Raw genomic sequence first — 22,796 nt, 5'->3', positions numbered from 1 at the left:
TAGCAGCCGAAGGCGTACCAAATAGCGAGAGCATCACCCCCCACTGTGCCTGATCGGGCGGTATCCCCCGTGTCCAGATCGCCCGAGGGCACACCAGCGGTGCCATCGCGGACGCAACCCCGCGATGGCACCGCTTTTGCGTGTCCGGACGCGCATGATGGGCGGACGGGTGCGTTCAGGGGCCTGCGGGCGGGTCGCGGGCGTCGGTGGCCGGTGCTGGGTTGAGTGGACTAGACTCAACTTAGCTTACGTAGCTTCAGGCACGCCGAGCGCACGCTCGGTGTGCGTTGAGGCGTACCGAAGACCGGCACCCCGGCGAGGAGGGGCACACAGCAGTGGACGCGGAGCTGACCAACAAGAGCCAGGAAGCGATCGCCGGCGCCAACAGCCGCGCGGTGTCCGGCGGGCATCCGGACATCACCCCCGCACACCTGCTGCTCGCGCTGCTGGAAGTGGAGGACAACGAGAACCTCCAGGACCTGCTCGCCGCCGTCGACGCCGACCAGGCCGCCATACGGTCCGAGGCCGAGGCGCTGCTCGGCGGGCTGCCCAGCGTGCAGGGGGCCACCGTGTCGCCGCCGCGGGCCGACCGGGAGCTGCTGGCCGTCGTCCGGGACGCCGCCGATCGGGCGAAGAAGCTCGGCGATCAGTACGTGTCGACGGAGCACCTGCTCATCGCGGTCGCCGCCGAGGGCGGGCCGGCCAAGGAGCTGCTGAAGAAGCAGGGCGCGAGCGCCAAGGCCCTCGTCCAGGCATTCGAGAAGATCCGCGGCGACCGGCGGGTGACCACCAGGAACCCGGAGAGCACCTACCAGGCGCTCGGCAAGTTCGGCACCGACCTCACCGCCGCCGCGCGCGACGGGAAGCTGGACCCGGTCATCGGGCGGGACCAGGAGATCCGGCGCGTCGTGCAGGTGCTCTCCCGGCGTACGAAGAACAACCCCGTGCTCATCGGCGAGCCCGGCGTCGGCAAGACCGCCGTCGTCGAGGGGCTCGCGCAGCGGATCGTGAAGGGTGACGTACCGGAGAGCCTGAAGAACAAGCGGCTCGTCGCGCTCGACCTCGGTGCCATGGTGGCCGGGGCGAAGTACCGCGGCGAGTTCGAGGAGCGGCTGAAGACCGTGCTCGCCGAGATCCGGGAGAGCGAAGGTCAGGTCATCACCTTCATCGACGAGCTGCACACCGTCGTCGGCGCCGGCGCGGGCGGCGAGTCCGCCATGGACGCCGGCAACATGCTCAAGCCCATGCTCGCCCGCGGCGAGCTGCGCATGGTCGGCGCCACGACCCTCGACGAGTACCGGGAGCGGATCGAGAAGGACGCCGCCCTGGAGCGCCGCTTCCAGCAGGTGCTGGTCGCCGAGCCCACCGTCGAGGACACCATCGCCATCCTCCGCGGCCTCAAGGGGCGCTACGAGGCACACCACAAGGTCGTCATCGCCGACTCCGCGCTCGTCGGCGCCGCCACCCTCTCCGACCGGTACATCACCTCCCGCTTCCTCCCCGACAAGGCCATCGACCTCGTCGACGAGGCCGCCTCCCGGCTCCGTATGGAGATCGACTCCTCTCCTACTGAGATCGACGAACTGCAGCGCGCCGTCGACCGCCTCCGCATGGAGGAGCTGGCGCTGAAGAACGAGTCCGACGTCGCCTCCCGCGAGCGTCTGGAGCGGCTGCAGCGCGACCTCGCGGACAAGGAGGAGGAGCTGCGCGGCCTCACCGCCCGCTGGGAGAAGGAGAAGCAGGGCCTCAACCGGGTCGGCGAGCTGAAGGAGCGGCTGGACGAGCTGCGCGGCACCGCCGAGCGCGCGCAGCGCGACGGCGACTTCGACACCGCCTCCAAGCTCCTCTACGGCGAACTGCCCGCCCTGGAGCGCGAGCTGGAGGAGGCGTCCGCCGCCGAGGAGGAGGTCAAGCGGGACACGATGGTCAAGGAGGAGGTCGGCTCCGACGACATCGCCGACGTCATCTCCTCCTGGACCGGCATCCCCGCCGGCCGGCTGCTGGAGGGCGAGACGCAGAAGCTGCTGCGCATGGAGGAGGAGCTGGGCCGGCGTCTCATCGGCCAGGACGAGGCCGTACGGGCCGTCTCCGACGCCGTACGCCGCACCCGCGCCGGCATCGCCGACCCCGACCGGCCGACGGGCTCGTTCCTCTTCCTCGGCCCCACGGGTGTCGGCAAGACCGAGCTGGCCAAGGCGCTGGCCGACTTCCTCTTCGACGACGAGCGGGCCATGGTCCGTATCGACATGAGCGAGTACGGCGAGAAGCACTCGGTCTCCCGCCTGGTCGGCGCCCCGCCCGGCTACGTCGGGTACGAGGAGGGCGGCCAGCTCACCGAGGCCGTGCGGCGGCGCCCGTACTCGGTGATCCTGCTGGACGAGATGGAAAAGGCGCACAGCGAGGTCTTCGACATCCTGCTGCAGGTCCTGGACGACGGCCGGCTGACGGACGGCCAGGGCCGCACCGTCGACTTCCGCAACACCATCCTCATCCTCACCTCCAACCTCGGCTCCACCTTCCTCGTCGACCCGATGATCAAGGACGAGCAGAAGCGGGAGGGGGTGCTGGAGACGGTGCGGAAGGTCTTCCGGCCCGAGTTCCTCAACCGGCTCGACGACCTCGTCGTCTTCAACGCCCTCGGCGGCGACCAGCTCAAGCGCATCGCCGGCATCCAGATCGCCCATCTGCAGGAGCGACTCGCCGAGCGCCGGCTCACGCTGGAGGTCAGCGACGCGGCGCTGGCGTGGCTCGCGCGCCTCGGCGTGCCGGAGGGCGAGCCGGAGCCCGACCTCAGCTACGGGGCGAGGCCCCTGCGGCGGCTGGTGCAGACGGCGATCGGCGACCAGCTCGCGAAGGAGATCCTGGCGGGCGAGGTGCGGGACGGGGACACGGTGCGGGTGGAGGTGTTCGGGGACCAGCTGCTCGTGGGCGCGGCGCAGTAGTGGGTTATCCACAGGGTGTCGTCGCCGGGTTGCGGGCACGGGCCCCCGGTGGGGGAGGATGGGCGGGAACCGTTCGAAGGGAAACCCCACGTGAGCATCGACCCGTCCTCGATTCCGAACTTCGGGGGCCAGCAGCCCGAACCCCGCGGCAGCGGCGGCCCGCAGGGGCCCATCGTGCCTGACCAGGACCTGGTCAAGCAGCTCCTGGACCAGATGGAGCTGAAGTACGTCGTCGACGAGGAGGGGGACCTCGCGGCGCCGTGGGAGCAGTTCCGTACGTACTTCATGTTCCGGGGTGAGGGAGATCAGCAGCTCTACTCGGTGCGTACCTTCTACGACCGGCAGCACGAGCTGGACGACAAGCCGGACCTGCTGGAGGCCATCGACGACTGGAACCGCCGCACGCTGTGGCCGAAGGTCTACACGCACACGCACGACGACGGCTCCGTCCGGCTGATCGGCGAGGCGCAGATGCTGATCGGCACGGGCGTGGCGCTGGAGCACTTCGTGTCGAGCACCGTCAGCTGGGTGCGGGCGTCGATCGAGTTCGACAAGTGGCTCGTGGAGACGCTCGGGCTGCAGCAGGAGGTGGACGGCGAGAAGCCGGACGACGGTGAGGGCGAGGACGGGCCGCAGGAGAGCTGAGAGCGCGTCGGGCGGCGGCCCCGGACCGGCGGCCCCGGATCGGCGCGGTCCGGGGCCGGTCAGATCCCTGCCAGTGCGGCGAGCAGCGCCTCGTACGCCGGGGTGCCCGGGGTGACGGGCGCGTAGTGGCCGGTGCCGGGCAGCTCCCGCAGCTGCGCCCCTACGGCGCGGGCGTAGCGGCGGGACAGCTCGACCGGCACGTCGGCGTCGGCGGCGCCGTGGAGCAGCACCACCGGCGCCGCCACGGCCGGCATCCGCATCGGGTCCGTCTCGTCGAGCCGCTCCGCCACGCGCTCGGCGCCGCCGAGGAGCCCGGCGACGGCGCCGTCGCTGAGGTCCAGTTCGTGGGCGCGGGCCAGGTCCGCGACGGCGGCGATGCCGACGACGCGGGAGACGGCGGTGGGGCACCGCGAGCCGGCCCAGAGTGCGAGGTGGGCACCCGCGGAGTGCCCGACGAGCACCACGGGCCCGGCCCCGGGCAGCGCGGCGAGCGCGGGCGGCAGGTCGTCGAACGTCGCGGGGAACCCGCCGCCACCACCCACCCGGCGGTACTCGATCAGCGCCACGCACGTGTTCAGGTCCGCCGCCAGCGCCGCCGCCAGCGGACTCAGGTACGTGCGGTCGTAGCGCTCCCGCCAGAAGCCGCCGTGGAGCAGGGCCACGACCGGGCGCGCCGACTCGTCCCCGTACAGGTCGACGATCTGCGACGGGTGGTCCCCGTACGCGAGCGTGCGCGTGGGCGCGGCCCGTTCCAGGGCGAACAGCGCGCGGGCCTCGTCGTCCCGTTCGTCAACGGCGGTCATCCAGCACCTCTCCCAGCACTCCGGCAGCCCGGTATACGTCCGAGAACGAGGTATACAGCGGCGTCACGCCGAAGCGGAGCACATCCGGCGTGCGGAAGTCGCCGACCACCCCGCGCGCGATCAGCTCGCCCATCACCGCCTCCGCGTCCGCGCACCGCAGCGCGACCTGGCTGCCGCGCTCGGCGTGCGGCAGCGGGGTCAGCGGGGTGAGCTCCGCCCCGCCCGGCAGGGCGGCGACGCACTCCAGGAAGAAATCCGACAGCGCCAGGCTCTTCTCCCGCACCGCCTCGATCGCCACGCCGTCCCACACCTCCAGCGCCGCCTCCAGCGCCAGCATCGACAGGATGTCCGGCGTGCCGACGCGCCCGCGCGCGGCGCCGTCCGCCGGGCGGTAGCGGGCGGACATGGCGAAGGGGTCGGCGTGCGAGTTCCAGCCGGGCAGCGGGGAGTCGAAGCGGGGCTGCAGGTCGCGTCGTACGTAGAGGTAGGCGGGGGAGCCCGGGCCGCCGTTCAGGAACTTGTACGTGCACCCCACCGCCAGGTCCACGCCGTGCTCGTCGAGCCCGACGGGCAGGGCGCCGGCGCTGTGGCACAGGTCCCAGACGGCGAGCGCGCCCGCGGCGTGCAGGGCGGCGGTGGTGCCGGGCAGGTCGTGGCGCCGGCCCGTGCGGTAGTCGACGTGGTTGACCAGCGCGACGGCGGTCCGCGGCCCGGCGGTGGCGGCGACCTCGTGCGGCTCGACGGCGCGCAGCGCACAGCCGGTCAGCCGGGCGGCGGACTCGGCGACGTAGCCGTCGGTGGGGAACGTCGTCGCGTCGACCAGCACCTCGTCCCGGGCCGCCCCGGCGCCGGACTGCGCGATGCGCACCGCGGCGACGACGGCCTTGAGGACGTTGACGCTGGTGGAGTCGCCGACGACCACCTGCCCGGGGGCGGCGCCCAGCAGCGGCGCGATCCGGTCGCCGATCCGCTCCGGCGCGGTCCACCAGCCGGACTCCGTCCAGGACCGGATCCGCAGCCGCCCCCACTCGTGCGCCACGACGTCCGCGACCCGGCCGGGGACGGCGGCGGGCAGGGCGCCGAGGGAGTTGCCGTCGAGGTACACGACCGGCCGGGGCGGCGGGTCGGCGGACGCCGGACCGGACGGCTCCGCGTCGTCGAGTACGAACTCCGTCCGCTTCGCCCGCAGCGGATCCGCCAGGTCCAGCGCCGCCGCCCGCTCGGCCAGCGCCGCGAACCCGGCCGCGGCACCTGCACGGTCGCCGGAGCCGTGGCCGCCGTCGTTGCCGGGGCCGCCGCCGTCGTTGCCGGCGTCGCCGCCGCCCCGTACGCCCGGAGGGGCCGCCGCGGGCCCGTATGCCTCAGACATGGCTCCGCGCCGTCCACAGCTCGGGGAAAACCTGCTTCGCCGCGCGCTTCTCCAGCCACGACACCCCCGCCGAGCCGCCGGTGCCGACCTTCCCGCCCATCGCGCGGCGGGTGGCCACCAGGTGGTCGTTGCGCCAGCGCCACACCAGCTCGGCGACGTCCGTCAGCACCTCGCCGAGCTTGATCAGCCCGGAGTCCTGCGGCCCGGCGTAGACGGCCGCCCACGCGGCCTCCACCTCGGGGTGCGGCTCGTACCGCCGCGCCGGGTCGCGGTCCAGGACGGCGGCGGACAGGCGGTAGCCCTGGGCGTCCAGGTAGCGCAGCACCTCGTCGTAGAGGCTGGGCTCGCCGAGCTGCTTCTCCAGCTCGTCGTGCACCCGCGGGGCGCCGCGGTGCGGCACGAGCATCGACGCGGACTTCTCGCCGAGCAGGAACTCCATCCGCCGGTACATCGCCGACTGGAAGCCGGAGCCCTCGCCGAGGGCGGCGCGGTAGGAGTTGAACTGCCGCGGCGTGAGCCGTGCGAGCGGCTCCCAGGAGGCGTTCAGCGAGCGCAGTTCGTACGTGCTGCGCCGCAGCGCCGCCAGCGCGACGGGCAGGTCGTCGCCGCGCAGTGCCTCGGCCGCGGTCTCCCACTCGTGCACGATGACGGTGAACCACAGCTCCATGACCTGCGTGGTCACCAGGAAGACCAGCTCACCGGGGTCGTCCGAGAGCGGGTGCTGCAGATGGGTGAGGACGTCCGCCTGGACGTAGTCCTCGTACGGAGTGGTGCCCCGGAAGTCGAGGTTCGGGGGCTGGTGCCCGTCGGGCTGGTGCCCGCCGGTCTCCGCGGGCAGGGGGTCGTGAGCACGGCTGTCCATGAGCTGTCTCCCACACAAGAGCCACCGGGTAGCGGTCCGCCCCTTCCTGCAGGCAACAGGGCCCCGGTCCCCTCGGGTACGGCGGCACATCCGGTGCGCCGTACCCACTTCGCCATCATCCGCGGCGCGGCGGCGGGAGGCAAGACCAGCCGGTCCTGACGGACCGGCCGGGCCGGCCGGTCAGGAGAGTGTTGCGGCGGCGGTCGGGGAGCTGTCGCGCAGGAACGTGCTGCAGCGCTCGTGCTCCTCGGTCTCGCCGATGGCCTGCGCGGCGCGGGCGAGAGCGGCGAGGGCGCGCAGGAAACCGCGGTTCGGCTCGTGCTCCCACGGCACCGGGCCCTGGCCCTTCCAGCCGTTGCGGCGCAGCGCGTCCAGCCCCCGGTGGTAGCCGGTGCGCGCGTACGCGTACGACTCGATGGCGCGGCCGGCCTCGAAGGCGTCGTCCGCGAGCTGGGCCCAGGCCAGCGAGGACGCCGGGAACTTCGCCGCCACCTCGGACGGGGCGGCGCCGCTGGCGAGCAGGTCGCGCGGTCCGGGGTCCTCGGGCAGGTGGGTGGGGGGTGGTCCTCCGAGGAGGTTCTCGTGAATCGCCATGGGTTCCAGCCTGCCACGACCGCGGCAGGGGGTGACCGCCGCGGTCGGTACGGACGGAAGTTCTCGGCCGCGTCCTCACCACCGAGAGCCGGCCCCGCCCGGGCGATGCGATGTCACCGGCCGCTCGCCCGCCGGCCGCCGTCGCACGAAGTTCGACGACGCACTCGGCGACGCGTGGCGTGTCTTCATGACGTAGCTGCAGAAAACGGATAGAAAGTCACCAAGTGGTGTGATGAGTCACATTCGCACCCAAACACAGAAAGTAGGGATGGCATGCGTAAGCTTCGTCAGGCCGCGGTTGTGGGCGCGATGCTCGGCAGCATCAGCATGTTCGGCGCCGGTGTTGCCTCGGCCGACGACACCGCGGCGGCCCCGGCCCCGCAGGGTGTTACCTCGACCGACACGGCGGCCCCCACGAGCACCGCGACGCCCAAGGGCAAGCACGGCGGCGACGAGATCAACACGTACATCAAGTGCGACCAGGAGAACGACAACAGCGTGGACCGGCGCCAGTACGGCTTCCTCAACATCGGTGACATCACCGTGCCGATCCTGGGTTCCGGCAACGCGGACGCGACCTCCAACCAGAACATCTGCGGCATCGGCAACGACGAGAACGAGGCCGACGCCGACGCCGAGACGGAGAACGTGGCCTACGTGCCGGGGCTTCTCGGCTGAGTCCGGAGGACGTTCAGCCGTAGGCCTTTGCTCGGGAAAGGTCTGTGGGACGGAGAACTCGGCGTCGGCGGTGCCCGCAGGGCACACACTGACGCCGAGTTCTTCCATGTGTACGTCCGTGGACGCGGAATGTCGCTGTCCGGCTCGGCCCGCGACGACGCTGCGGAGGTCACCCCGGCACACCCCACGCACCCCGCGCCTCACGGACACCCCCGACCGGGCCCCGCACCCGGCCACATCAAGACCGGGGCCGCCGGCCCGCCCGGGGCGGTGTCCGCGGGGCCGCTACTTCAGCTTGGTGCCCGTCGAGCGCAGGTGCTCGCACGCGGTGCGTACGCGCTCGGCCATCGACGCCTCGGCGAGCTTGCCCCAGGCGCGCGGGTCGTACGCCTTCTTGTTGCCGACCTCGCCGTCGACCTTCAGCACGCCGTCGTAGTTCTGGAACATGTGCGCCGCGACGGGGCGGGTGAAGGCGTACTGCGTGTCCGTGTCGATGTTCATCTTGACCACGCCGTTGTCCAGGGCGGTGGCGATCTCCTCCTCGGTGGAGCCGGAGCCGCCGTGGAAGACGAAGTCGAACGGGCTCTGCTTGCCGTACTTCGTGCCGACGCCCTCCTGGAGGTCCTTCAGCAGCTCGGGGCGGAGCACGACGTTCCCCGGCTTGTAGACCCCGTGGACGTTGCCGAAGGAGGCGGCCAGCAGGTAGCGCCCCTGCTCGCCGAGGCCCAGCGCCTCGGCCGTGCGCAGCGCGTCGTCGACCGTGGTGTACAGCTCGTCGTTGATCTCGTGGGTGACGCCGTCCTCCTCGCCGCCGGTCGGGGTGATCTCGACCTCAAGGATGATCTTCGCGGCGGCGGCGCGGGGCAGCAGCTCCGCCGCGATCGACAGGTTGTCCGCGAGGGTCTCGGCGGAGCCGTCCCACATGTGCGACTGGAACAGCGGGTCCTCCCCGCGGGCGACGCGCTCCTCGGAGGCGGCGAGCAGCGGGCGCACGTACCCGTCGAGCTTGTCCTTGGGGCAGTGGTCGGTGTGCAGGGCGACGTTGACCGGGTACTTCTTGGCGACGATCGCCGCGTACTCGGCGAGGGCGACGGCGCCCGTCACCATGTCCTTGCTGTACTGCCCGCCCAGGAACTCGGCGCCGCCGGTGGAGATCTGGACGATGCCGTCGCTCTCGGCCTCGGCGAAGCCGCGCAGCGCGGCGTGCAGGGTCTGCGACGAGGTGACGTTGATGGCCGGGTAGGCGAACTTGCCTGCCTTCGCCCGGTCCAGCATCTCGTTGTAGACCTCGGGGGTTGCGATGGGCATCTGTCCGCTCCTTGGAGACGTGCGGGTGTCTGCGTTGTCAGCGTTATCTGCATGCGTGTACGAGTGCGGCCGGCTCCGTTGCCGTGGCGCCCCTGGGGTGCCCCCATCCTCCCAGATGTGGCCCCGCGCTTCCCCGACCTGTGGACAACCCCGCGCCGACCGGCAGGACCTTGTCGTACGCGTCAGCCGAGGCCCAGGTCGGAGAGGCCGTACGCGTACAGATACGGCACGCCGGCGGTGTCCCGTACGCGTTCCGCCGCGCCGGTGTCGCGGTCCACGATCGTGGCGACGGCGACCACCTCCGCGCCGGCCTCGCGCACCGCCTCCACGGCGGTCAGCGCGGACCCGCCCGTCGTCGAGGTGTCCTCGACGACCAGCACCCGGCGGCCCGCGATGTCCGGGCCCTCGATGCGGCGTTGCATGCCGTGCGTCTTGCTCGCCTTGCGCACGACGAAGGCGTCGAGCGGGCGGGCGCGGTCGCCCGCGGCGGCGGAGGCGGCGGAGGCGGCAGAGGCGGCGGAGGCGTGCAGCATGGCGTCGGCGATGGGGTCGGCGCCGAGGGTGAGGCCGCCGACCGCGTCGTACGCGAAGCCGGCGGCGAGGTCGAGCATGACCCGGCCGACGAGCGGCGCGGCGCTGCCGTCGAGGGTGATCCGGCGCAGGTCGAGGTAGTAGTCGGCCTCGATGCCGGAGGAGAGGGTCACTTTGCCGTGCACCACGGCCTTGTCCTTGATCTGACCCAGCAGGTCGGCACGCGCGTCGCTCATGGCGGTGAGCCTATGCGGCGCGGGCGGGCCGGGCCAGATCGGGGGAGCCCGGCAGGGCGCGCGAACGTGCCGGCGCGCGGGGTGCGGCGACGGGCTCCGCGCCGTCGCTCAGTCGAGCGACCGCCAGGCCCAGGTGGTCGACACCTCTAGCGGCTCGATGGGCGTGACGAGGCGGGGGTGGGTGTTGAGCCCGTTGGGCGGGCCGGACTGCGGCTCGACGCAGACGGCCTCGGGCTGCTCGTCGTAGACGACGACCCACTCCGCGCGGCTGGTGACGGTCAGCTCCAGCGCGCCCGGCCAGGTCAGCGTCACCTCGACGCCGTCGGGCATGCCGAAGCAGTCGTCCCACGGGCCGGGCTGCGGGTCGATGCGCTTGCCGGTGGGGAGGTGGTCCTCGCCGCGCTGCTCCTGCCAGTCGGCGGTGAAGTCGAGGCGTACGCCGGCGTCGGTCTCGCCGCCGGAGAGGTGCCGTACGAACCACGGGTGCCAGCCGGCCTGCGCGGGGAAGGAGTCGCCGGCGGTCTCCACGGCGAGCGTGAGCGTCACCTTGTCCGGCTCCAGCTCGACCACTTGGGTCACGCGTCCCGGATACGGCCAGGGGTCGGCGAGGTCGTACGAGAACGCCGCGACTGCCTTGTCGTCGGCGCTGGCGGCGCGCAGGGTGCGCCAGGCGGTGCCGCGGCCGGTGCCGTGGATGGCGTGCGGCGGGGCGTCGGTGGGGAGCCGGTGCTTGACGCCGCCGTTGCGGAACTCACCGAGTTCCAGTCGCCCGCAGAACGGGACCATGGGGAAGCAGCCGTAGTGGTCGCCGGCCCGGAGCAGCTCGGTGCCGGCGACGCGGAGGCTCGCGATCCGGCAGCCGTTGCGGGGGTCCATCGTCAACTCGGCGTCGCCGGCGGTGAGACGTGTGGGCACGCCCAGAGCCTAGACCAGCGGCGGCCCGGTCGAGCGCGCGGGACCCGACCCCGCCCCCACCGGCGGCACCGGCGATCCCGCCGCCCCCGGTGGAGCCGGTCAGCGGCGGCGGCGCAGGGCGCGGCTGACGATGACCGCCGTGGCCACCGCCAGCGCCGCGGCCGGCGCCATCCAGCGGAGTCCGGCCGTGGGTACGGGCGCGTCCGCGGCCGGCGCCGGGGCGTACCGGCCGCGCGGCGGGGCGTGGTCGACCTCCTCCGCGCTGCGCCCGATCATCGTGCGCCGGGCGTGCGCGGCCTCCGGCTCCTCCAGCAGGTCCTCGACCGGCTCGTCCGCGTCCTCCTCCTCGTCGGCGAGGGCGTCGAGAACCTCGTCGGCGAGCGGCGGCACCTCGGCGTCGAAGACCTTGCCGGTGCCGGGCGGGGTCTCGCCGGACTGCTCGCCGGGCTGCTCGGGGGCCGGGATGCCGGGGATGGCGCGCTCGTTGTCGTCGCCGAGCCCGGCGTCGGGACGGTGCGGCTCCGCCGCGACACCCTCCTCCGCATCAGCGCCGTCCCCGCCGCCGGCCTCCGCCGCGTCGGGCGTTTCCGGCTCCGGGGCGCCGTTCTCGGCCGCCTTTCCGCCCGGCCCGGCGGGCTCACCGATCTCCACCGGGCCCTTCGCCGGTCGCTCCGCCGGCTCCGCGAGCGGCTCGGCCGCCAGGTCCGTCGCCAGGCTCTCCGCGAAGCGCTCCAGCAGCCGTCCGCCCGCCGCGCCCGCCTGCGCCGGCTCCACGGCGGCCAGCCGCCCCGTGCTCGACACCGTGCCCGCGCACACCAGCGCCGTCGTCCCCGGCTCGTCCGCGTCCCGCGGCGTGAGGGTCAGCGACACCGCCACCGAGCCGCTGCCGCGCGACTCCTCGCCCTCGGCCTCGACGGCGACGGAGTCGCCCCGCGGGGTCACGCGCAGCGTGCCGCGGTACGTGATGCTGGAGCCGGCGACGCGGAGCCGGAGCCGGCCGCGCAGCGTGCCCTGCTTCACCGCCTCCGCCCCCTCACCCGCGTCGAGCGCCAGGCCGGGGACGCTGCGGGCGACCCGTGCGGCGTCGGACAGGGCGCGGCGAACGGATTCTGCGGGCTGCGGTACGTACACCTCTCGCTCCATGGAGCGGAGCCTACCCACGAGGAACGAGCCCAGCACAGGGTTCTGCGGCGGGTGGCGGAACGGGTCACTCAACCGCCCCCTGAACCCGCCGCACCGGCCTCCACCAGCGCAAAGTCCACGCCCGCCGCGCCGTCACCCCTGCGCTCACCCCGGATATCGCGGGTGCAGCAGCGTCGACGGCGCCAGGTCCGCCGCGTCCGGCGGCGCCGTCAGGGGCGCGGCGCCCGGGGGCAGCGCCGGAGTGAGGGGCCGGCGGGCGGCGAGCACGAAGCCCCAGCGGTCGTCGCCGTCGCCCGCCTCGTACGCGGAGGGGGTCAGCCCCGCGGCCCGTACGGTCGCCGCGACGGTCCACACGCCGTCCGCCGCACTCCCGCCTGCCCGCCCCGCCGCCCCGGCCCCCGCATGCCCAGCCCCAGCCCCAGCCCCAGCCCCAGCCCCGGACCCAGCCCCGGACCCAGCCCCAGCCCCGGACCCCGACCCGGACCCAGCCCCCGACTCAGACCCCGACCACGACGCCGCGTGCACCGCCAGCCGCCCCCCGTCCGCCAGCGCCCGGCCCGCCAGCCCGTAGAACTCCAGCGAATACAGCTTCGTGCTCTGCGTGTTCTCCGGCCCCGGCAGATCCGAGACGATCACGTCGTACCGCCCCTCCGGCGCCGAGCGGCGCAGCCAGTCGAACGCCTCCGCGTGCACGACCCGCAGCCGCGGGTCCCCGTACGCGTGCTCGTTGAGCCGGGTCAGCCGCGGGTCCTCGGCGGCCAGCCGGCTCAAGCCCGAGTCCAGCTCGACGACCGTCACCTCCGCGACGTCCGCGTGCCGCAGCGCCTCGCGCGCCGCGAGGCCGTCGCCGCCGCCGAGGACGAGGACCCGCCGCCGGGAGCCCGGCGCTGACGCGGCCAGGGCCGGCCGCGTCAGTGCCTCGTGGTAACGGCGCTCGTCCGCCGAGTCGACGCGCAACTGCCCGTCGAGGTACAGCGCCACGGAGCCGTCCTTGCCGGCCGTGAGGACGATGTCCTGGACGTCAGTCCGCTGTGCGACGCGCACCCCCGAGCCGTAGACCGCGTTTCTCGCCGCGCGCTCGAAGGGGGCGGACAGAAGCGCGGCCGTGGCGAGCAGCGCGAGGACGGTGGCGTTCGCCGCGAACAGCGCCCAGCGTGCACGCCGGCTCAGGTCGTGCCGGAAGAGAAAGAGCACGAGCGCACACCCCGCCGTGGCGTTGACCGCCCCCGTGACGAGCGAGCTGGAGAGCTGGCCGAGCCAGGGCAGCAGGACGAACGGGAAGGCGAGCCCGCCGGCCAGCGCCCCCACGTAGTCGGCGGCGAAGAGGTCGGCCACCGCACCGCCCGGGTCTTGCTGCCGGACGCGCTGGATCAGGGTCATCAGCAGCGGCACCTCGGCGCCGATGAGCACGCCGATCGCCAGCGCGTACGCCACCAGCATGAACCGCGGCTGGCCGAACCACGCGAAGCAGGCGTGCAGCGCCATCGCCGAGAGCCCGCCGAGCAGTGCGAGCACCGCCTCGACCGTGCCGAAGGCGACCGCGGCGCGGATGCCCAGCCGCTTGGCCAGCAGCGATCCGACGCCCATCGCGAAGACCATGACGGACAGCACGACCGACGCCTGGGTGACGGAGTCGCCCACCAGGTACGAACCGAGGGCGACCAGCTCCAGCTCGTACACCAGCCCGCAGGCGGCGCAGACGAAGACCGTGGCGAGCACGAGGAACCGCCCGGTGGCGGGCGGCACCGGGAGGGCGGGCGGCGGCGCGCCCGGCAGCGTGGGGGCGCGGCCGGCGGAGCGCGTCATCTGCTCGTACGGTTCGATCACGAAGGAACGATACGTTTGCGCCGGTGCCGCCCCTTGTCACCCACACGTGTGCAATATGCCCTGGACATGGGTGAATTGCCCCTGTATCGACGGGTCGACGGCGCCCGCGGACCGCCGCTAGACCGGCTCCGCGACCCGCGCGGCCATCGTCGTCCGTGTCGCCACCAGGCGTCCTTCCTGCGGGTACGCGTGCCACGTGCGCCAGCCGACGGCGTCGCCCTGGCGGTGCACCAGCAGCGCCGTGAACGCGTACGGGCTGCCGGGGAAGGTGCCGGCGAGCCCGCGCGGGTGGTCGGCGACCAGCGCCAGCAGTTCCTGCGCGCGGGACTCGAAGGCGCCGTGGGAGAGCGTCTCGACCCGGGCGGCGAACTCGTACTCCCACCCGGCGACCTGCTTGGCCACGCCGAGGGGGAGCGGGGTGCTGCTGCCGGGCAGGCAGGCGACGGTCTCGGAACAGGCCGAGTCGCCTTCCCGGAGCAGCACTTGGTGCGACGCCCCGAGCAGCCGCAGCTGGACGTCGGCGGAGTCGAGGCGCAGGTCGAGCACCGCGAGGGCCGGCATGGGGTCCATCCCGAGCCGCCATCCGAGGTCCTGGGCCCGAGAGTCCGTGTACGAGGTCTTGAGAGTAGCGAGCATGGGTCGGCTCCGGAGGCAGGGTGGAAAGACATCGGGCCGTCCGCCTCATGGCGGGCCCTCGGGTGCGGACGCATGTCGGGATGCACGGGCAAGCCGGCAGTGGGGGAATGCGCCAGGGAAATACGGAATCACGAAGTGCGGCCCGCTGACAGCGTTTTTACCCTTCTTCACCGGGTTTCCATCGCGCGGGCGCGCGATTGGATCAGGTGTTCACGCTGCCAACTAGCAGCCGCCGCCGCCTCCGTCGCCGCCGCCCCCGCCACCGCCACCGCCGTCCCCACCGCCGCCGAAGTCTCCGCCCCAGCCGCCCGCGCCCGTCCCGCCGCCCCCGCCGCCCCAGCGGCGCGACCCGCCCCGGCGGGTGCTGCCCCCGGAGGTGACGGCGGACAGGACGACGACCAACCCGATCGCGATCACGGCAAAGTCAAGAAATCCCATCGGAACCCCCCAATCTCCCCCGCCCCCGCGGAGGTCCGGTGTAGCCCCGGATGTGCCCGCCACGAGGGCTCCTCAACCCTCTGCCGTGCAAGCATGTCCCCATGGGACGCCCACCGCTGAGCAGCCGCCTCACCCCCTTCGTGACCACGATCTTCGCCGAGATGTCCGCGCTCGCCGTGCGCACCGGCGCCATCAACCTGGGCCAGGGCTTCCCCGACACCGACGGCCCCGCGGAGGTCGCCGAGGCCGCCGTGCGGGCCGTGCGGGAGGGGCGCGGCAACCAGTACCCGCCCGGGCCGGGCGTCCCCGAGCTGCGGCGGGCCGTCGCGGAGCACCAGCGGCGGTGGTACGGGCTGGAGTGGGACCCCGAGTCGGAGGTGCTCGTCACCGCCGGGGCCACCGAGGCGGTCGCGGCGGCGCTGCTCGCGCTGCTGGAGCCGGGCGACGAGGTGATCGCCCTGGAGCCGTACTACGACTCGTACGCCGCCGGCATCGCCATGGCCGGCGCCCGCCGCGTCCCGGTCACCCTCCGCCCCGACCCGGGCACCGGCGGCACCGGCGGCGGTGCCGATGACGGTGCCGACGGCCGCCCCGCGTACCGGCTCGACCTCGACGAGCTGCGCGCCGCCGTCACCCCCGCCACCCGCCTCATCCTCCTCAACTCCCCCCACAACCCCACCGGCACCGTCCTCACCCGCGCCGAGCTGGAGGCCGTCGCCGCGCTCGCCCGCGAGCGCGACCTGCTCGTCGTCACCGACGAGGTCTACGAGCACCTCGTCTTCGACGGCGAGCACATCCCCATCGCCACCCTCCCCGGCATGCGCGAGCGCACGGTGTCGATCTCGTCGGCCGGCAAGAGCTTCTCCTTCACCGGCTGGAAGGTCGGCTGGGTCACCGCCCCCGCGCCGCTGGTCGCCGCCGTGCGCACCGCCAAGCAGTACCTGACGTACGTCAGCTCCGGCCCCTTCCAGTACGCCGTCGCCGAGGCGCTGGCGCTGCCGGACTCCTACCTCGCCGGCCTCCGCGCCGACCTGCTGCGCAAGCGCGACCTGCTCTCCGCCGGGCTGGCGGAGGCCGGCTTCCGCGTCCTCCGGCCGGCCGGCACGTACTTCGTCACCGCCGACATCACCCCCCTCGGCGAGAAGGACGGCGTCGCGTACTGCATGTCGCTGCCCGAGCGCTGCGGTGTCGTCGCCGTGCCGACGCAGGTGTTCTACGACGATCCGGACGCCGGGCGCAGCATCGTGCGGTTCGCCTTCTGTAAGAAGGACGAGGTGCTGACGGAAGCGGTACGGCGGCTGAAGGAGGGCCGTACGGGCGGGGACTTCCCGCTCCCGCCCGCCGGCCCCGCGCCCGCGCCCGCGTGATCACACCTTCACGCCTTCACGCCTTCTCGTACACCGAGACGTGCGAGCGGCTGGCCGCGTCGAAGGGGCGGCGGTCCCAGCCGGCGTGGCGCTCGCGCAGCCGCATCCCGGCGAGCCGCGCCATCAGGTCCAACTCGCTCGGCCAGCAGTAGCGCAGCCGCAGCGGGCGCAGCGAGGTGCCGTTCTCGTCGAACGTCACGCGCTGGTACGTGACCGCCTGCGCGACCGGGTCGTGGCGGAGGAACTCCATCTTCACCGCGTTCTCGGTCAGGGCGCGGGTGGCGACCCGCTGGTTGCGGTCGAACTCCGTGAGGTCCTGGACGAATGCCTCGATGACGAACAGCCCGCCGGGCTCCAGGACCGCGGCGACGTTGCGGAAGCAGTCGACCTGCCGGTCCTGGGTGGGCAGGTTGAACAAGGTGTTGAAGACCAGGTAGGCCATCCGGAACGGGCCGTCCACCGCCACGTCGGCCATGTCGCCGATGGTCACGGGGATGTCGGCGCCGCCGGGCTTCGCGCGCAGCTGCTCGACCATCGACGTCGAGCCGTCGATGCCTTCGAGGGCGAACCCGCGGGCGGCCAGGGGCAGCGCCACGCGGCCGGTGCCGATCGCGAGTTCCAGCGTGCGCGCGCCCGCAGGGGCGAGGCCGGCCAGGAAGTCGACGGTGGGGGTGGGCTCGTAGGGGTCGGCCGTGTCGTACTCGTGGGCGTAACGGTCGAAGAACGCGGGGTCGTGGAAGGTGAATCCGGTCACGGCGGAGGAGTCAAGCAGCGCGGCGCGGGGCGGCGCCAGCGAATTTACGGGGGTGCGGAGGGGGTGTTGAGAAGAGGGCGCGGTGCGTCTGCACGCGCGCGTACGCGTCGACGCGCCTACGCGTCGAGGGGCGGGCGTCCCGCCTCTCGGCGGGGCACCCGCCCCTCACACCCGCGAACGGCCGGCTACTTCGTCTCCAGGTCCCGCCGGCGGAAGCCCACGAGGCCCACCCACACCAGGCCCACGGCGATCGCCGTCAGCGCCAGCAGCGGCGTCCACGACATGTCCTTCGCCGGGAGCTGCGGCACGTGGCCGAAGGGGGACAGGTCGTTCAGGATGTCCGGGAACTTGAGGACCTCGCCGAGGTAGCCGACGACGAAGCCGTACACCGGGATCACCCAGGCGACCGCCACGGCCCGCGGGACCCAGCCGAACAGTGCGACCGCCAGGCCGATGGCGACCCACAGGGCCGGTGAGTAGGCCAGGGCCGCGCCGACGAGCTTGAAGAACAGCCCGCCGTCGCCGGTGGAGGCGGCGCCCGAGGCGCCGAAGCCGATGCCGGCGAGCAGCATCATCGCGGTGCCGCCGACCGCGCCGACGATCGCGTGGCTGAGGACCCAGCGGCTGCGCGACAGCGAGGTCGCGAGCAGCGGCTCGGCGCGGCCCGCGGACTCCTCCGCGCGCGGTCGCAGGGCGGCCATCACGACGTAGATCGAGCAGACCACGGCGATGACGACCATCACCACCGAGGCGAACGACTCAGCCACGTTGGCGCCGCCGATCTCGGCGAGCTGCTCCTCCAGCTCGTCGATGCCCTCGATCATGTCCTCGGCATCGCCGAGGATCGACCCGTACATCACACCGAGCAGCAGCGCGCCGGCGCCGAAGCCGGTGAGCAGCCCGCGGTGCAGGCGCAGCGCGAAGCCGAGCGGGGTGGTGAGGCTCTCGGAGCCGGTGGGGCTGCCGAGGCGGGCGGCCTTCAGGCCCGCGCCGACGTCGCGGTGGGTGCTGAGGACGAAGCCGGCGGCGGCGCTGACCGTGGCCGCGGCGAGCACGAGCAGCAGCGGCCACCAGCGGTTGTCGACGTACACGTACGTGCGCTGGACCCAGCCGATCGGCGAGAGCCACGACAACCAGCCGTTGCCGACGTCGCCGGCGGCGCGCAGCGCGTACGCCCCGCCGATGACCGCCATCGCCATGCCGGACGCGCCGCGGGCGTACGCGGTGATCTGCACGGTGACCGCGGCGACGGCGGCGAAGAAGATGCCGATGGCCGTGTGCGCGAGGCCGTAGAGCAGGGAGCCCTGGCCGTCGACGCCGTCGATGCCCATGCCGGACAGGCCGACGGCCAGCAGCAGCCCGAGCGCCAGGTTGGCGACGACGGCGACGGCGAGCGCGGAGGTCAGATAGGCGTGCCGGCCGACGACGCCGGAGCGCACCAGCTCGGCGCGGTTGGTCTCCTCCTCGGTCCTGGTGTGGCGGGAGATGAGGAGCACGCTCATGATGCCGACCAGCACGGCCGTGAAGCCGAGCATCTGATGGCCGGTCATCGAGCCGATGTTGTAGTCGTCGAGGTAGCGCTCGGGGCCGGTCATGGCCAGGCCGGCGGGGCTGTCCATGGTGTCGGCGACGTCGGCCCGCTTCTTGGGCGTGTCGTACGACGTGTCGAAGCTGTTGACGCTGGAGACGGTCCCGAGGAACAGCGCGAGCACCCAGACGGGCAGCCGTACGCGGTCCCGGCGCAGCGCGAACCGGAACAGCGTCCCGGTGCCGGTCAGCGCGCTCGCGCCCTCCTGGGCGCGCGCGGGCGCGGGGTCCCGGGTCTTTGTGGCGTCCGTAGCGGAGGTGGCAGTCATCAGGCCGCTCCCGCCTCCGAGTGGTGGCCGTTGTGCTCCAGCTCGTCGCCGTAGTGGCGGAGCATCAGCTCCTCCAGTGTGGGGGGATGGCTCACCAGGCTGCGGATGCCGAACTCGCCGAGGCGGCGCACGGCGGCGTCCAGGTGCTCGCCGTCCACGGCGAAGCGCACTCTGCCGTCGTCGGTGCGCAGCTGGTGGATGCCCGGCAGCTCGTCGATGCCGGTGGGGGCCCGCTCGGTCTCGGCCTCGATGGTCGTACGGGTCAGGTGGCGCATCTCGCTGAGCGTGCCGGACTGCACGACCTTCCCCAGCCGGATGATGCTCACCCGGTCCGCCAGCTTCTCCACCTGGGCCAGGATGTGGCTGGACAGCAGGACGGTCTTCCCGTCGGCCTTCGCCTGGACGATGACGTCCTGGAAGATGACCTCCATGAGCGGGTCGAGGCCCGCGGTGGGCTCGTCGAGCAGGAGCAGCTCGGCGTCGGAGGCGAGGGCGGCGACGATGGCCACCTTCTGCCGGTTGCCCTTGGAGTAGCTCCGGCCCTTCTTGGTCGGGTCCAGGTCGAAGCGCTCGATGAGGTCGTCGCGGCGTTTCTTGTCGATGCCGCCGCGCAGCCGCGCGAGCAGGTCGATGGCCTCACCGCCGGTGAGGTTGGGCCACAGCTCGACGTCCCCGGGCACGTAGGCCAGCCGGCGGTGGAGCGTGACGGCGTCGGTCCACGGGTCGCCGCCGAGCACCTGGGCGGTACCCGTGTCGGCGCGCAGCAGGCCGAGCAGCACGCGGATGGTGGTGGACTTGCCCGCCCCGTTGGGGCCGAGGAAGCCGTGCACCTCGCCCGTCTCCACGTCGAGGTCGAGGCCGTCGAGCGCACGGGTCCGGCCGAACGTCTTGGTCAGGCCGGAGACGGTGATTGCCTTGGTCATAGAATGAAGCTACACGAACCTTCACAAATTTGTGAAGTTAAGGAACCGTTAGGATCGATCCCGGCGAGGCCGGACGGGGAGAACGTAGAGAAGTGGCAGATCAGCAGCGTGACGGGCGCGCAGAGCGCGGCGACGGCGCGGAGCGAGAAAGACGCGCCGGGCGCGACGCTCAGGCCGTGCTGCGGTACGTGGAACGGGTGGCTGCCGAACTGACCCAGATGGGCATGCAGCGGATGGCCTCCCGGGTCTTCGCGTGCATATTGGCGGACGACGCAGGCGCGCTGACCGCCGCGGAGGTGGGCGAGCGGCTGCACGTGAGCCCGGCGGCGGTCTCGGGCGCGGTGCGCTACCTCTCGCAGGTCGGGCTCATCACCCGGGAACGCGAGCCGGGCTCGCGGCGGGAGCGGTACCGGGTCGAGAGCGACCGCTGGTATCAGATCTTCGCGCAGCGCGAGCAGAGCATCAGGCACTTCCAGCAGACACTGCAGGCGGGCATCGGCGTGCTGGGGGCGGAGACGTCGGCGGGGCGGCGGCTTGAGGAGACGGCGGAGTTCTTCGAGTTCCTGCGGGAGGAGAACGGCCGGCTGGAGCAGCGCTGGTGGGACTACGTGAAGCGCCGCGACGAGGCCCGGGCGGCGGGGGAGTAGGCCGTACGGAGGGTTGGGGTCGCCGGGTCGCCGGGTCGCCGGGTCGCCGGGTCGCCGGGTCGCCGGGTCCTCGGTTCCATCCGGGTCGTCGGTCAGTCGTCCGCCGTGCAGCGGTCGAGCGCCTCGCCGGGAGCGGCGCCGGCCTCGTCCCCCACGGCCAGCCAGTCCCCGAAGGCCGCCCCGCCCCCGAAGAGGGTCGCCGCCAGCACGAGCCCGGTGACCACCTCGACCCGCCGGCTGCGCCCACCCCCGTAGCGGGACGGCACGGCGGGCGGCGGATCGAACTCACTCATACGCAGAGCCTGCCGCCCCGCCCCCGACCCCGCCTCCCCAACGAGCCAACCGGGGCCCCGCCCGCCTCACCCCTCCGGCTCCCGCGGCTGGTTGCGCGGGGGTCTGGCAGGCGGCCACGCTTGGGCCGCGGGCTGCGGTGCGGTCCCGCGGGCGAGTTCGCACCAGACCCTTTTGCCGAAGCTCAGAGGATCGGTTCCCCAGCGCGTGGCCAGCGCGTCCACGACCAGCAGACCGCGCCCGCCCACCGTGTCGTCGCCCGGTGTCTGACGGGTCGGTGCGGTACGGGACTTGTCCACCACGGCCACGCGCACGGTTTCCGGGCTGGTGCGTGTGACCGTGACCTTGATCAGGTGGCAGGTGGTGTGCTCCACGGCGTTGCCGACCAGCTCCGAGACGACCAACGCCGCGTCCTCCGCGAGTTCGTCTATCGCCCACGCGGCAAGTGCCGCGCAGATCAGCCCGCGGGCCGCCTTTGCGCTCTCGGCCGCTCGGGGCAGGGTCCGGGTGTACCTCGGGTGCCCGGTGGGGCTCGTCGTGGTCGTGGTCATCGCGTCAACGCCTCCGGTGCAGGCTGAGCTGGGGCGACCGGCGCCGCCAGCGACCGGGACTGCTTGTCCTGGGAGTCCAACCACCGTGGCGTGCACCACAGTTGGCCGCAATAGAATCTGCTTAGGATTCAGCCTCAGCGTAGGTATTGGTATATGCCAGAACATGTGCGTGGGCTTCCGCGTCATGCGCATCGGCGGTAAGGCTGAGCACAAGGAGATGACGGCGCGTAGATGCGCCAGAACGGAGAGCACATGGCCGCAAGACCGCAGCCGACCGCGCGGCGCATCGGGCTCGGGCACGAGCTGCGCCAGCTCCGCAAGGCGGCTGAGTTGACCATCGAGCAGGCAGTGAAGGGACTGCCGTTCGATGAGAGCACGCTCCAGCGCGTCGAGGCCGGGTGGAAGTCCTTCCGGCAAGCGGGGCACCTCCGGCTGCTGCTGGAGCGTTGCGGCGTCACCGACGACGAAGAGGTGGAACGGCTGGTCGCCATGCAGCGCGACGCTTCGAGCCGGGAGTGGTGGACGGGCGTGGGGACTCTCAACCTGCTGTCTGGGATGCAGCGGTTCCTCGGAGTCGAGTCAGCGGCCCGGGAGATCCGCCTCTTCCACCCGGCTGTGGTTCCCGGTCTCCTTCAAACGGAGTCTTATGCGCGGGCGCTGCACGATCTGCACAAGCCCATCGATGAGACCACCACAGAGTTCGGTCAGAAGAGCGTGCAGCTCCGCATGAAACGAAAGGATGCGATCACACGCGACGAGGATCCGCTGAAGGTGTGGGCGGTTCTGCACGAACCTGCCCTGCGCTACATCATCGGCGATGCGGACACCATGCGCGAGCAGTACACCGCCCTGACCGAGCTGGCCGCTCTGGAGAACGTGACCCTGCAAATCCTCCCGCAGGCGGGGAACGGCTACGTGGCCTTTCATGATGTGAACATCATGATCCTCGACGATGGCCTGCCCACGACGGTCCAGACGGACACCGCATGGCACACCGTTGCCGTCACGGACAAGCCGCGTGAGGTCGGACGGTTCTCCCGCATGTTCGATGCGATGGTGGCCGCCGCCCAGCCTCCTGGCCACACCCCGAAGTTCCTGCACCATCTATCGAGAGAGATCGCTGAATGAACACGCACTCGGCCACGACGATGGCATCTGACCTGGAGGGCGCTGGCTGGTTTAAGTCCTCCTACAGCAACAACGGCGGCAACTGCGTCGAGGCCGCCGACCTGACCCGGACCGACCACCGCGGCGTCGCCGTGCGTGACTCCAAGGACCCCGACGGCCCGGCGCTGCTGTTCACGCCGGAGGCGTTCGCCGCGTTCGTCGCCGACGTGCGGGACGGCCGGTTCGACATCTGACCGGTGCCCCCTGGCGGTATGACTCCGCACTTGAGATCGCCGTCCTCCACGGGAAGTGGGGGACGGCGATGCGGGCGGTCAGTCGATCAAGTCGACCGGGCCGGCCGACTGGTACCAGC

At 72.7% G+C, this 22,796-nt stretch carries 23 protein-coding genes; 7 read left to right on the top strand and 16 right to left on the bottom strand.

Annotated elements, in window-relative coordinates:
• Positions 1 to 335: 335 nt before the first annotated feature.
• A complete protein-coding gene (gene clpB / locus T328_RS19605) occupies positions 336 to 2,942 on the top strand; it encodes an ATP-dependent chaperone ClpB (RefSeq protein WP_496497506.1) in 2,607 nt (868 codons plus the stop codon).
• 90 nt (positions 2,943 to 3,032) lie between these two features.
• A complete protein-coding gene (locus T328_RS19600) occupies positions 3,033 to 3,587 on the top strand; it encodes a YbjN domain-containing protein (protein ID WP_496497386.1) in 555 nt (184 codons plus the stop codon).
• A 59-nt stretch (positions 3,588 to 3,646) separates the two neighbouring features.
• Here the strand turns inward: T328_RS19600 and T328_RS19595 are convergent, their stop codons facing one another.
• From T328_RS19595 to T328_RS19580, 4 genes are all read right to left on the bottom strand, one after another.
• Complete coding sequence (locus T328_RS19595; RefSeq protein ID WP_496497385.1) at positions 3,647 to 4,390, bottom strand: alpha/beta fold hydrolase; 744 nt, start codon at positions 4,388 to 4,390, stop codon at positions 3,647 to 3,649.
• On the bottom strand, positions 4,377 to 5,759 hold the full coding sequence (gene kynU / locus T328_RS19590) for a kynureninase (RefSeq protein WP_496497384.1): 1,383 nt from the start codon (positions 5,757 to 5,759) through the stop codon (positions 4,377 to 4,379). The genes T328_RS19595 and kynU overlap by 14 nt, the downstream gene beginning before the upstream one ends.
• Complete coding sequence (locus T328_RS19585) at positions 5,752 to 6,621, bottom strand: tryptophan 2,3-dioxygenase family protein (RefSeq protein ID WP_496497383.1); 870 nt, start codon at positions 6,619 to 6,621, stop codon at positions 5,752 to 5,754. The genes kynU and T328_RS19585 overlap by 8 nt, the downstream gene beginning before the upstream one ends.
• Before the next feature lie 180 nt (positions 6,622 to 6,801).
• The gene (locus T328_RS19580) at positions 6,802 to 7,215 is read right to left on the bottom strand and encodes a DUF3151 domain-containing protein (protein WP_496497382.1); all 414 of its coding nucleotides are present in this window, start codon (positions 7,213 to 7,215) and stop codon (positions 6,802 to 6,804) included.
• A gap of 273 nt (positions 7,216 to 7,488) precedes the next feature.
• Here T328_RS19580 and T328_RS19575 point away from each other — a divergent pair, with 273 nt between their 5' ends.
• Complete coding sequence (locus tag T328_RS19575; protein ID WP_496497381.1) at positions 7,489 to 7,893, top strand: hypothetical protein; 405 nt, start codon at positions 7,489 to 7,491, stop codon at positions 7,891 to 7,893.
• 285 nt (positions 7,894 to 8,178) lie between these two features.
• Here the strand turns inward: T328_RS19575 and fbaA are convergent, their stop codons facing one another.
• From fbaA to T328_RS19540, 7 genes are all read right to left on the bottom strand, one after another.
• A complete protein-coding gene (fbaA, locus tag T328_RS19570) occupies positions 8,179 to 9,201 on the bottom strand; it encodes a class II fructose-bisphosphate aldolase (RefSeq protein ID WP_496497380.1) in 1,023 nt (340 codons plus the stop codon).
• A gap of 182 nt (positions 9,202 to 9,383) precedes the next feature.
• Positions 9,384 to 9,968, bottom strand: coding sequence for an orotate phosphoribosyltransferase (gene pyrE / locus T328_RS19565; RefSeq protein ID WP_496497379.1), 585 nt, complete (start codon positions 9,966 to 9,968; stop codon positions 9,384 to 9,386).
• Positions 9,969 to 10,076: 108 nt separating this feature from the next.
• Positions 10,077 to 10,844 (bottom strand): aldose epimerase family protein, encoded by a 768-nt coding sequence (locus tag T328_RS19560; protein WP_496497505.1) that lies wholly within the window; start codon positions 10,842 to 10,844, stop codon positions 10,077 to 10,079.
• 138 nt (positions 10,845 to 10,982) lie between these two features.
• Positions 10,983 to 12,014, bottom strand: a complete 1,032-nt coding sequence (locus T328_RS19555) for an SRPBCC family protein (protein ID WP_496497504.1) — start codon at positions 12,012 to 12,014, stop codon at positions 10,983 to 10,985.
• A gap of 156 nt (positions 12,015 to 12,170) precedes the next feature.
• Positions 12,171 to 13,853 carry a polyamine aminopropyltransferase gene (locus T328_RS19550; RefSeq protein ID WP_496497378.1) on the bottom strand — a complete coding sequence of 561 codons (1,683 nt, stop codon included), beginning with the start codon at positions 13,851 to 13,853 and terminating at the stop codon, positions 12,171 to 12,173.
• 117 nt (positions 13,854 to 13,970) lie between these two features.
• Positions 13,971 to 14,489, bottom strand: coding sequence for a DUF2617 family protein (locus tag T328_RS19545; protein ID WP_496497377.1), 519 nt, complete (start codon positions 14,487 to 14,489; stop codon positions 13,971 to 13,973).
• Positions 14,490 to 14,711: 222 nt separating this feature from the next.
• Positions 14,712 to 14,927 carry a hypothetical protein gene (locus tag T328_RS19540; RefSeq protein ID WP_496497376.1) on the bottom strand — a complete coding sequence of 72 codons (216 nt, stop codon included), beginning with the start codon at positions 14,925 to 14,927 and terminating at the stop codon, positions 14,712 to 14,714.
• 101 nt (positions 14,928 to 15,028) lie between these two features.
• Here T328_RS19540 and T328_RS19535 point away from each other — a divergent pair, with 101 nt between their 5' ends.
• The gene (locus T328_RS19535; protein ID WP_496497375.1) at positions 15,029 to 16,294 is read left to right on the top strand and encodes a pyridoxal phosphate-dependent aminotransferase; all 1,266 of its coding nucleotides are present in this window, start codon (positions 15,029 to 15,031) and stop codon (positions 16,292 to 16,294) included.
• Between the two features lie 16 nt (positions 16,295 to 16,310).
• Here T328_RS19535 and T328_RS19530 read toward each other — a convergent pair whose 3' ends face one another.
• From T328_RS19530 to T328_RS19520, 3 genes are all read right to left on the bottom strand, one after another.
• Complete coding sequence (locus tag T328_RS19530; RefSeq protein ID WP_496497374.1) at positions 16,311 to 17,048, bottom strand: class I SAM-dependent DNA methyltransferase; 738 nt, start codon at positions 17,046 to 17,048, stop codon at positions 16,311 to 16,313.
• 185 nt (positions 17,049 to 17,233) lie between these two features.
• A complete protein-coding gene (locus tag T328_RS19525) occupies positions 17,234 to 18,904 on the bottom strand; it encodes an ABC transporter permease (protein ID WP_496497373.1) in 1,671 nt (556 codons plus the stop codon).
• Positions 18,904 to 19,827: an ABC transporter ATP-binding protein gene (locus T328_RS19520; RefSeq protein ID WP_496497372.1), complete on the bottom strand. Its 924-nt coding sequence runs from the start codon at positions 19,825 to 19,827 to the stop codon at positions 18,904 to 18,906. Before T328_RS19520 ends, T328_RS19525 begins: the two co-directional genes overlap by 1 nt.
• A 92-nt stretch (positions 19,828 to 19,919) precedes the next feature.
• On the opposite strand from T328_RS19520, the gene T328_RS19515 reads away from it, so the two are divergent.
• Entirely contained in the window at positions 19,920 to 20,474 is a 555-nt protein-coding gene (locus T328_RS19515; protein WP_496497371.1) for a GbsR/MarR family transcriptional regulator, read from the top strand.
• A gap of 92 nt (positions 20,475 to 20,566) precedes the next feature.
• On the opposite strand, the gene T328_RS19510 is transcribed toward T328_RS19515, so the two are convergent.
• The gene (locus T328_RS19510; protein ID WP_496497370.1) at positions 20,567 to 20,767 is read right to left on the bottom strand and encodes a hypothetical protein; all 201 of its coding nucleotides are present in this window, start codon (positions 20,765 to 20,767) and stop codon (positions 20,567 to 20,569) included.
• Between the two features lie 66 nt (positions 20,768 to 20,833).
• Entirely contained in the window at positions 20,834 to 21,316 is a 483-nt protein-coding gene (locus T328_RS19505; protein ID WP_496497369.1) for an ATP-binding protein, read from the bottom strand.
• Between the two features lie 231 nt (positions 21,317 to 21,547).
• Between T328_RS19505 and T328_RS19500 the strand changes: the two genes are divergently transcribed.
• Together T328_RS19500 and T328_RS19495 are read left to right on the top strand one after the other, a co-directional pair.
• Positions 21,548 to 22,444 (top strand): helix-turn-helix domain-containing protein, encoded by an 897-nt coding sequence (locus T328_RS19500; protein ID WP_496497368.1) that lies wholly within the window; start codon positions 21,548 to 21,550, stop codon positions 22,442 to 22,444.
• Entirely contained in the window at positions 22,441 to 22,677 is a 237-nt protein-coding gene (locus T328_RS19495) for a DUF397 domain-containing protein (protein ID WP_496497367.1), read from the top strand. Before T328_RS19500 ends, T328_RS19495 begins: the two co-directional genes overlap by 4 nt.
• Positions 22,678 to 22,796 lie beyond the last annotated feature (119 nt).

This window comes from Streptomyces sp. CNX435 (genome assembly GCF_059570575.1).
This window is presented reverse-complemented; position numbering and strand designations above follow the sequence as displayed.

What these genes read in the sequence shown, in the direction of transcription:
- T328_RS19595 (WP_496497385.1), bottom strand. Translation starts at nt 4,390, where the DNA reads ATGACCGCCGTTGACGAACGGGACGACGAGGCCCGCGCGCTGTTCGCC.
- kynU (WP_496497384.1), bottom strand. Translation starts at nt 5,759, where the DNA reads ATGTCTGAGGCATACGGGCCCGCGGCGGCCCCTCCGGGCGTACGGGGC.
- T328_RS19585 (WP_496497383.1), bottom strand. Translation starts at nt 6,621, where the DNA reads ATGGACAGCCGTGCTCACGACCCCCTGCCCGCGGAGACCGGCGGGCAC.
- T328_RS19580 (WP_496497382.1), bottom strand. Translation starts at nt 7,215, where the DNA reads ATGGCGATTCACGAGAACCTCCTCGGAGGACCACCCCCCACCCACCTG.
- T328_RS19575 (WP_496497381.1), top strand. Translation starts at nt 7,489, where the DNA reads ATGCGTAAGCTTCGTCAGGCCGCGGTTGTGGGCGCGATGCTCGGCAGC.
- fbaA (WP_496497380.1), bottom strand. Translation starts at nt 9,201, where the DNA reads ATGCCCATCGCAACCCCCGAGGTCTACAACGAGATGCTGGACCGGGCG.
- pyrE (WP_496497379.1), bottom strand. Translation starts at nt 9,968, where the DNA reads ATGAGCGACGCGCGTGCCGACCTGCTGGGTCAGATCAAGGACAAGGCC.
- T328_RS19560 (WP_496497505.1), bottom strand. Translation starts at nt 10,844, where the DNA reads ATGGACCCCCGCAACGGCTGCCGGATCGCGAGCCTCCGCGTCGCCGGC.
- T328_RS19545 (WP_496497377.1), bottom strand. Translation starts at nt 14,489, where the DNA reads ATGCTCGCTACTCTCAAGACCTCGTACACGGACTCTCGGGCCCAGGAC.
- T328_RS19540 (WP_496497376.1), bottom strand. Translation starts at nt 14,927, where the DNA reads ATGGGATTTCTTGACTTTGCCGTGATCGCGATCGGGTTGGTCGTCGTC.
- T328_RS19535 (WP_496497375.1), top strand. Translation starts at nt 15,029, where the DNA reads ATGGGACGCCCACCGCTGAGCAGCCGCCTCACCCCCTTCGTGACCACG.
- T328_RS19525 (WP_496497373.1), bottom strand. Translation starts at nt 18,904, where the DNA reads ATGACTGCCACCTCCGCTACGGACGCCACAAAGACCCGGGACCCCGCG.
- T328_RS19520 (WP_496497372.1), bottom strand. Translation starts at nt 19,827, where the DNA reads ATGACCAAGGCAATCACCGTCTCCGGCCTGACCAAGACGTTCGGCCGG.
- T328_RS19510 (WP_496497370.1), bottom strand. Translation starts at nt 20,767, where the DNA reads ATGAGTGAGTTCGATCCGCCGCCCGCCGTGCCGTCCCGCTACGGGGGT.
- T328_RS19505 (WP_496497369.1), bottom strand. Translation starts at nt 21,316, where the DNA reads ATGACCACGACCACGACGAGCCCCACCGGGCACCCGAGGTACACCCGG.
- T328_RS19500 (WP_496497368.1), top strand. Translation starts at nt 21,548, where the DNA reads ATGCGCCAGAACGGAGAGCACATGGCCGCAAGACCGCAGCCGACCGCG.
- T328_RS19495 (WP_496497367.1), top strand. Translation starts at nt 22,441, where the DNA reads ATGAACACGCACTCGGCCACGACGATGGCATCTGACCTGGAGGGCGCT.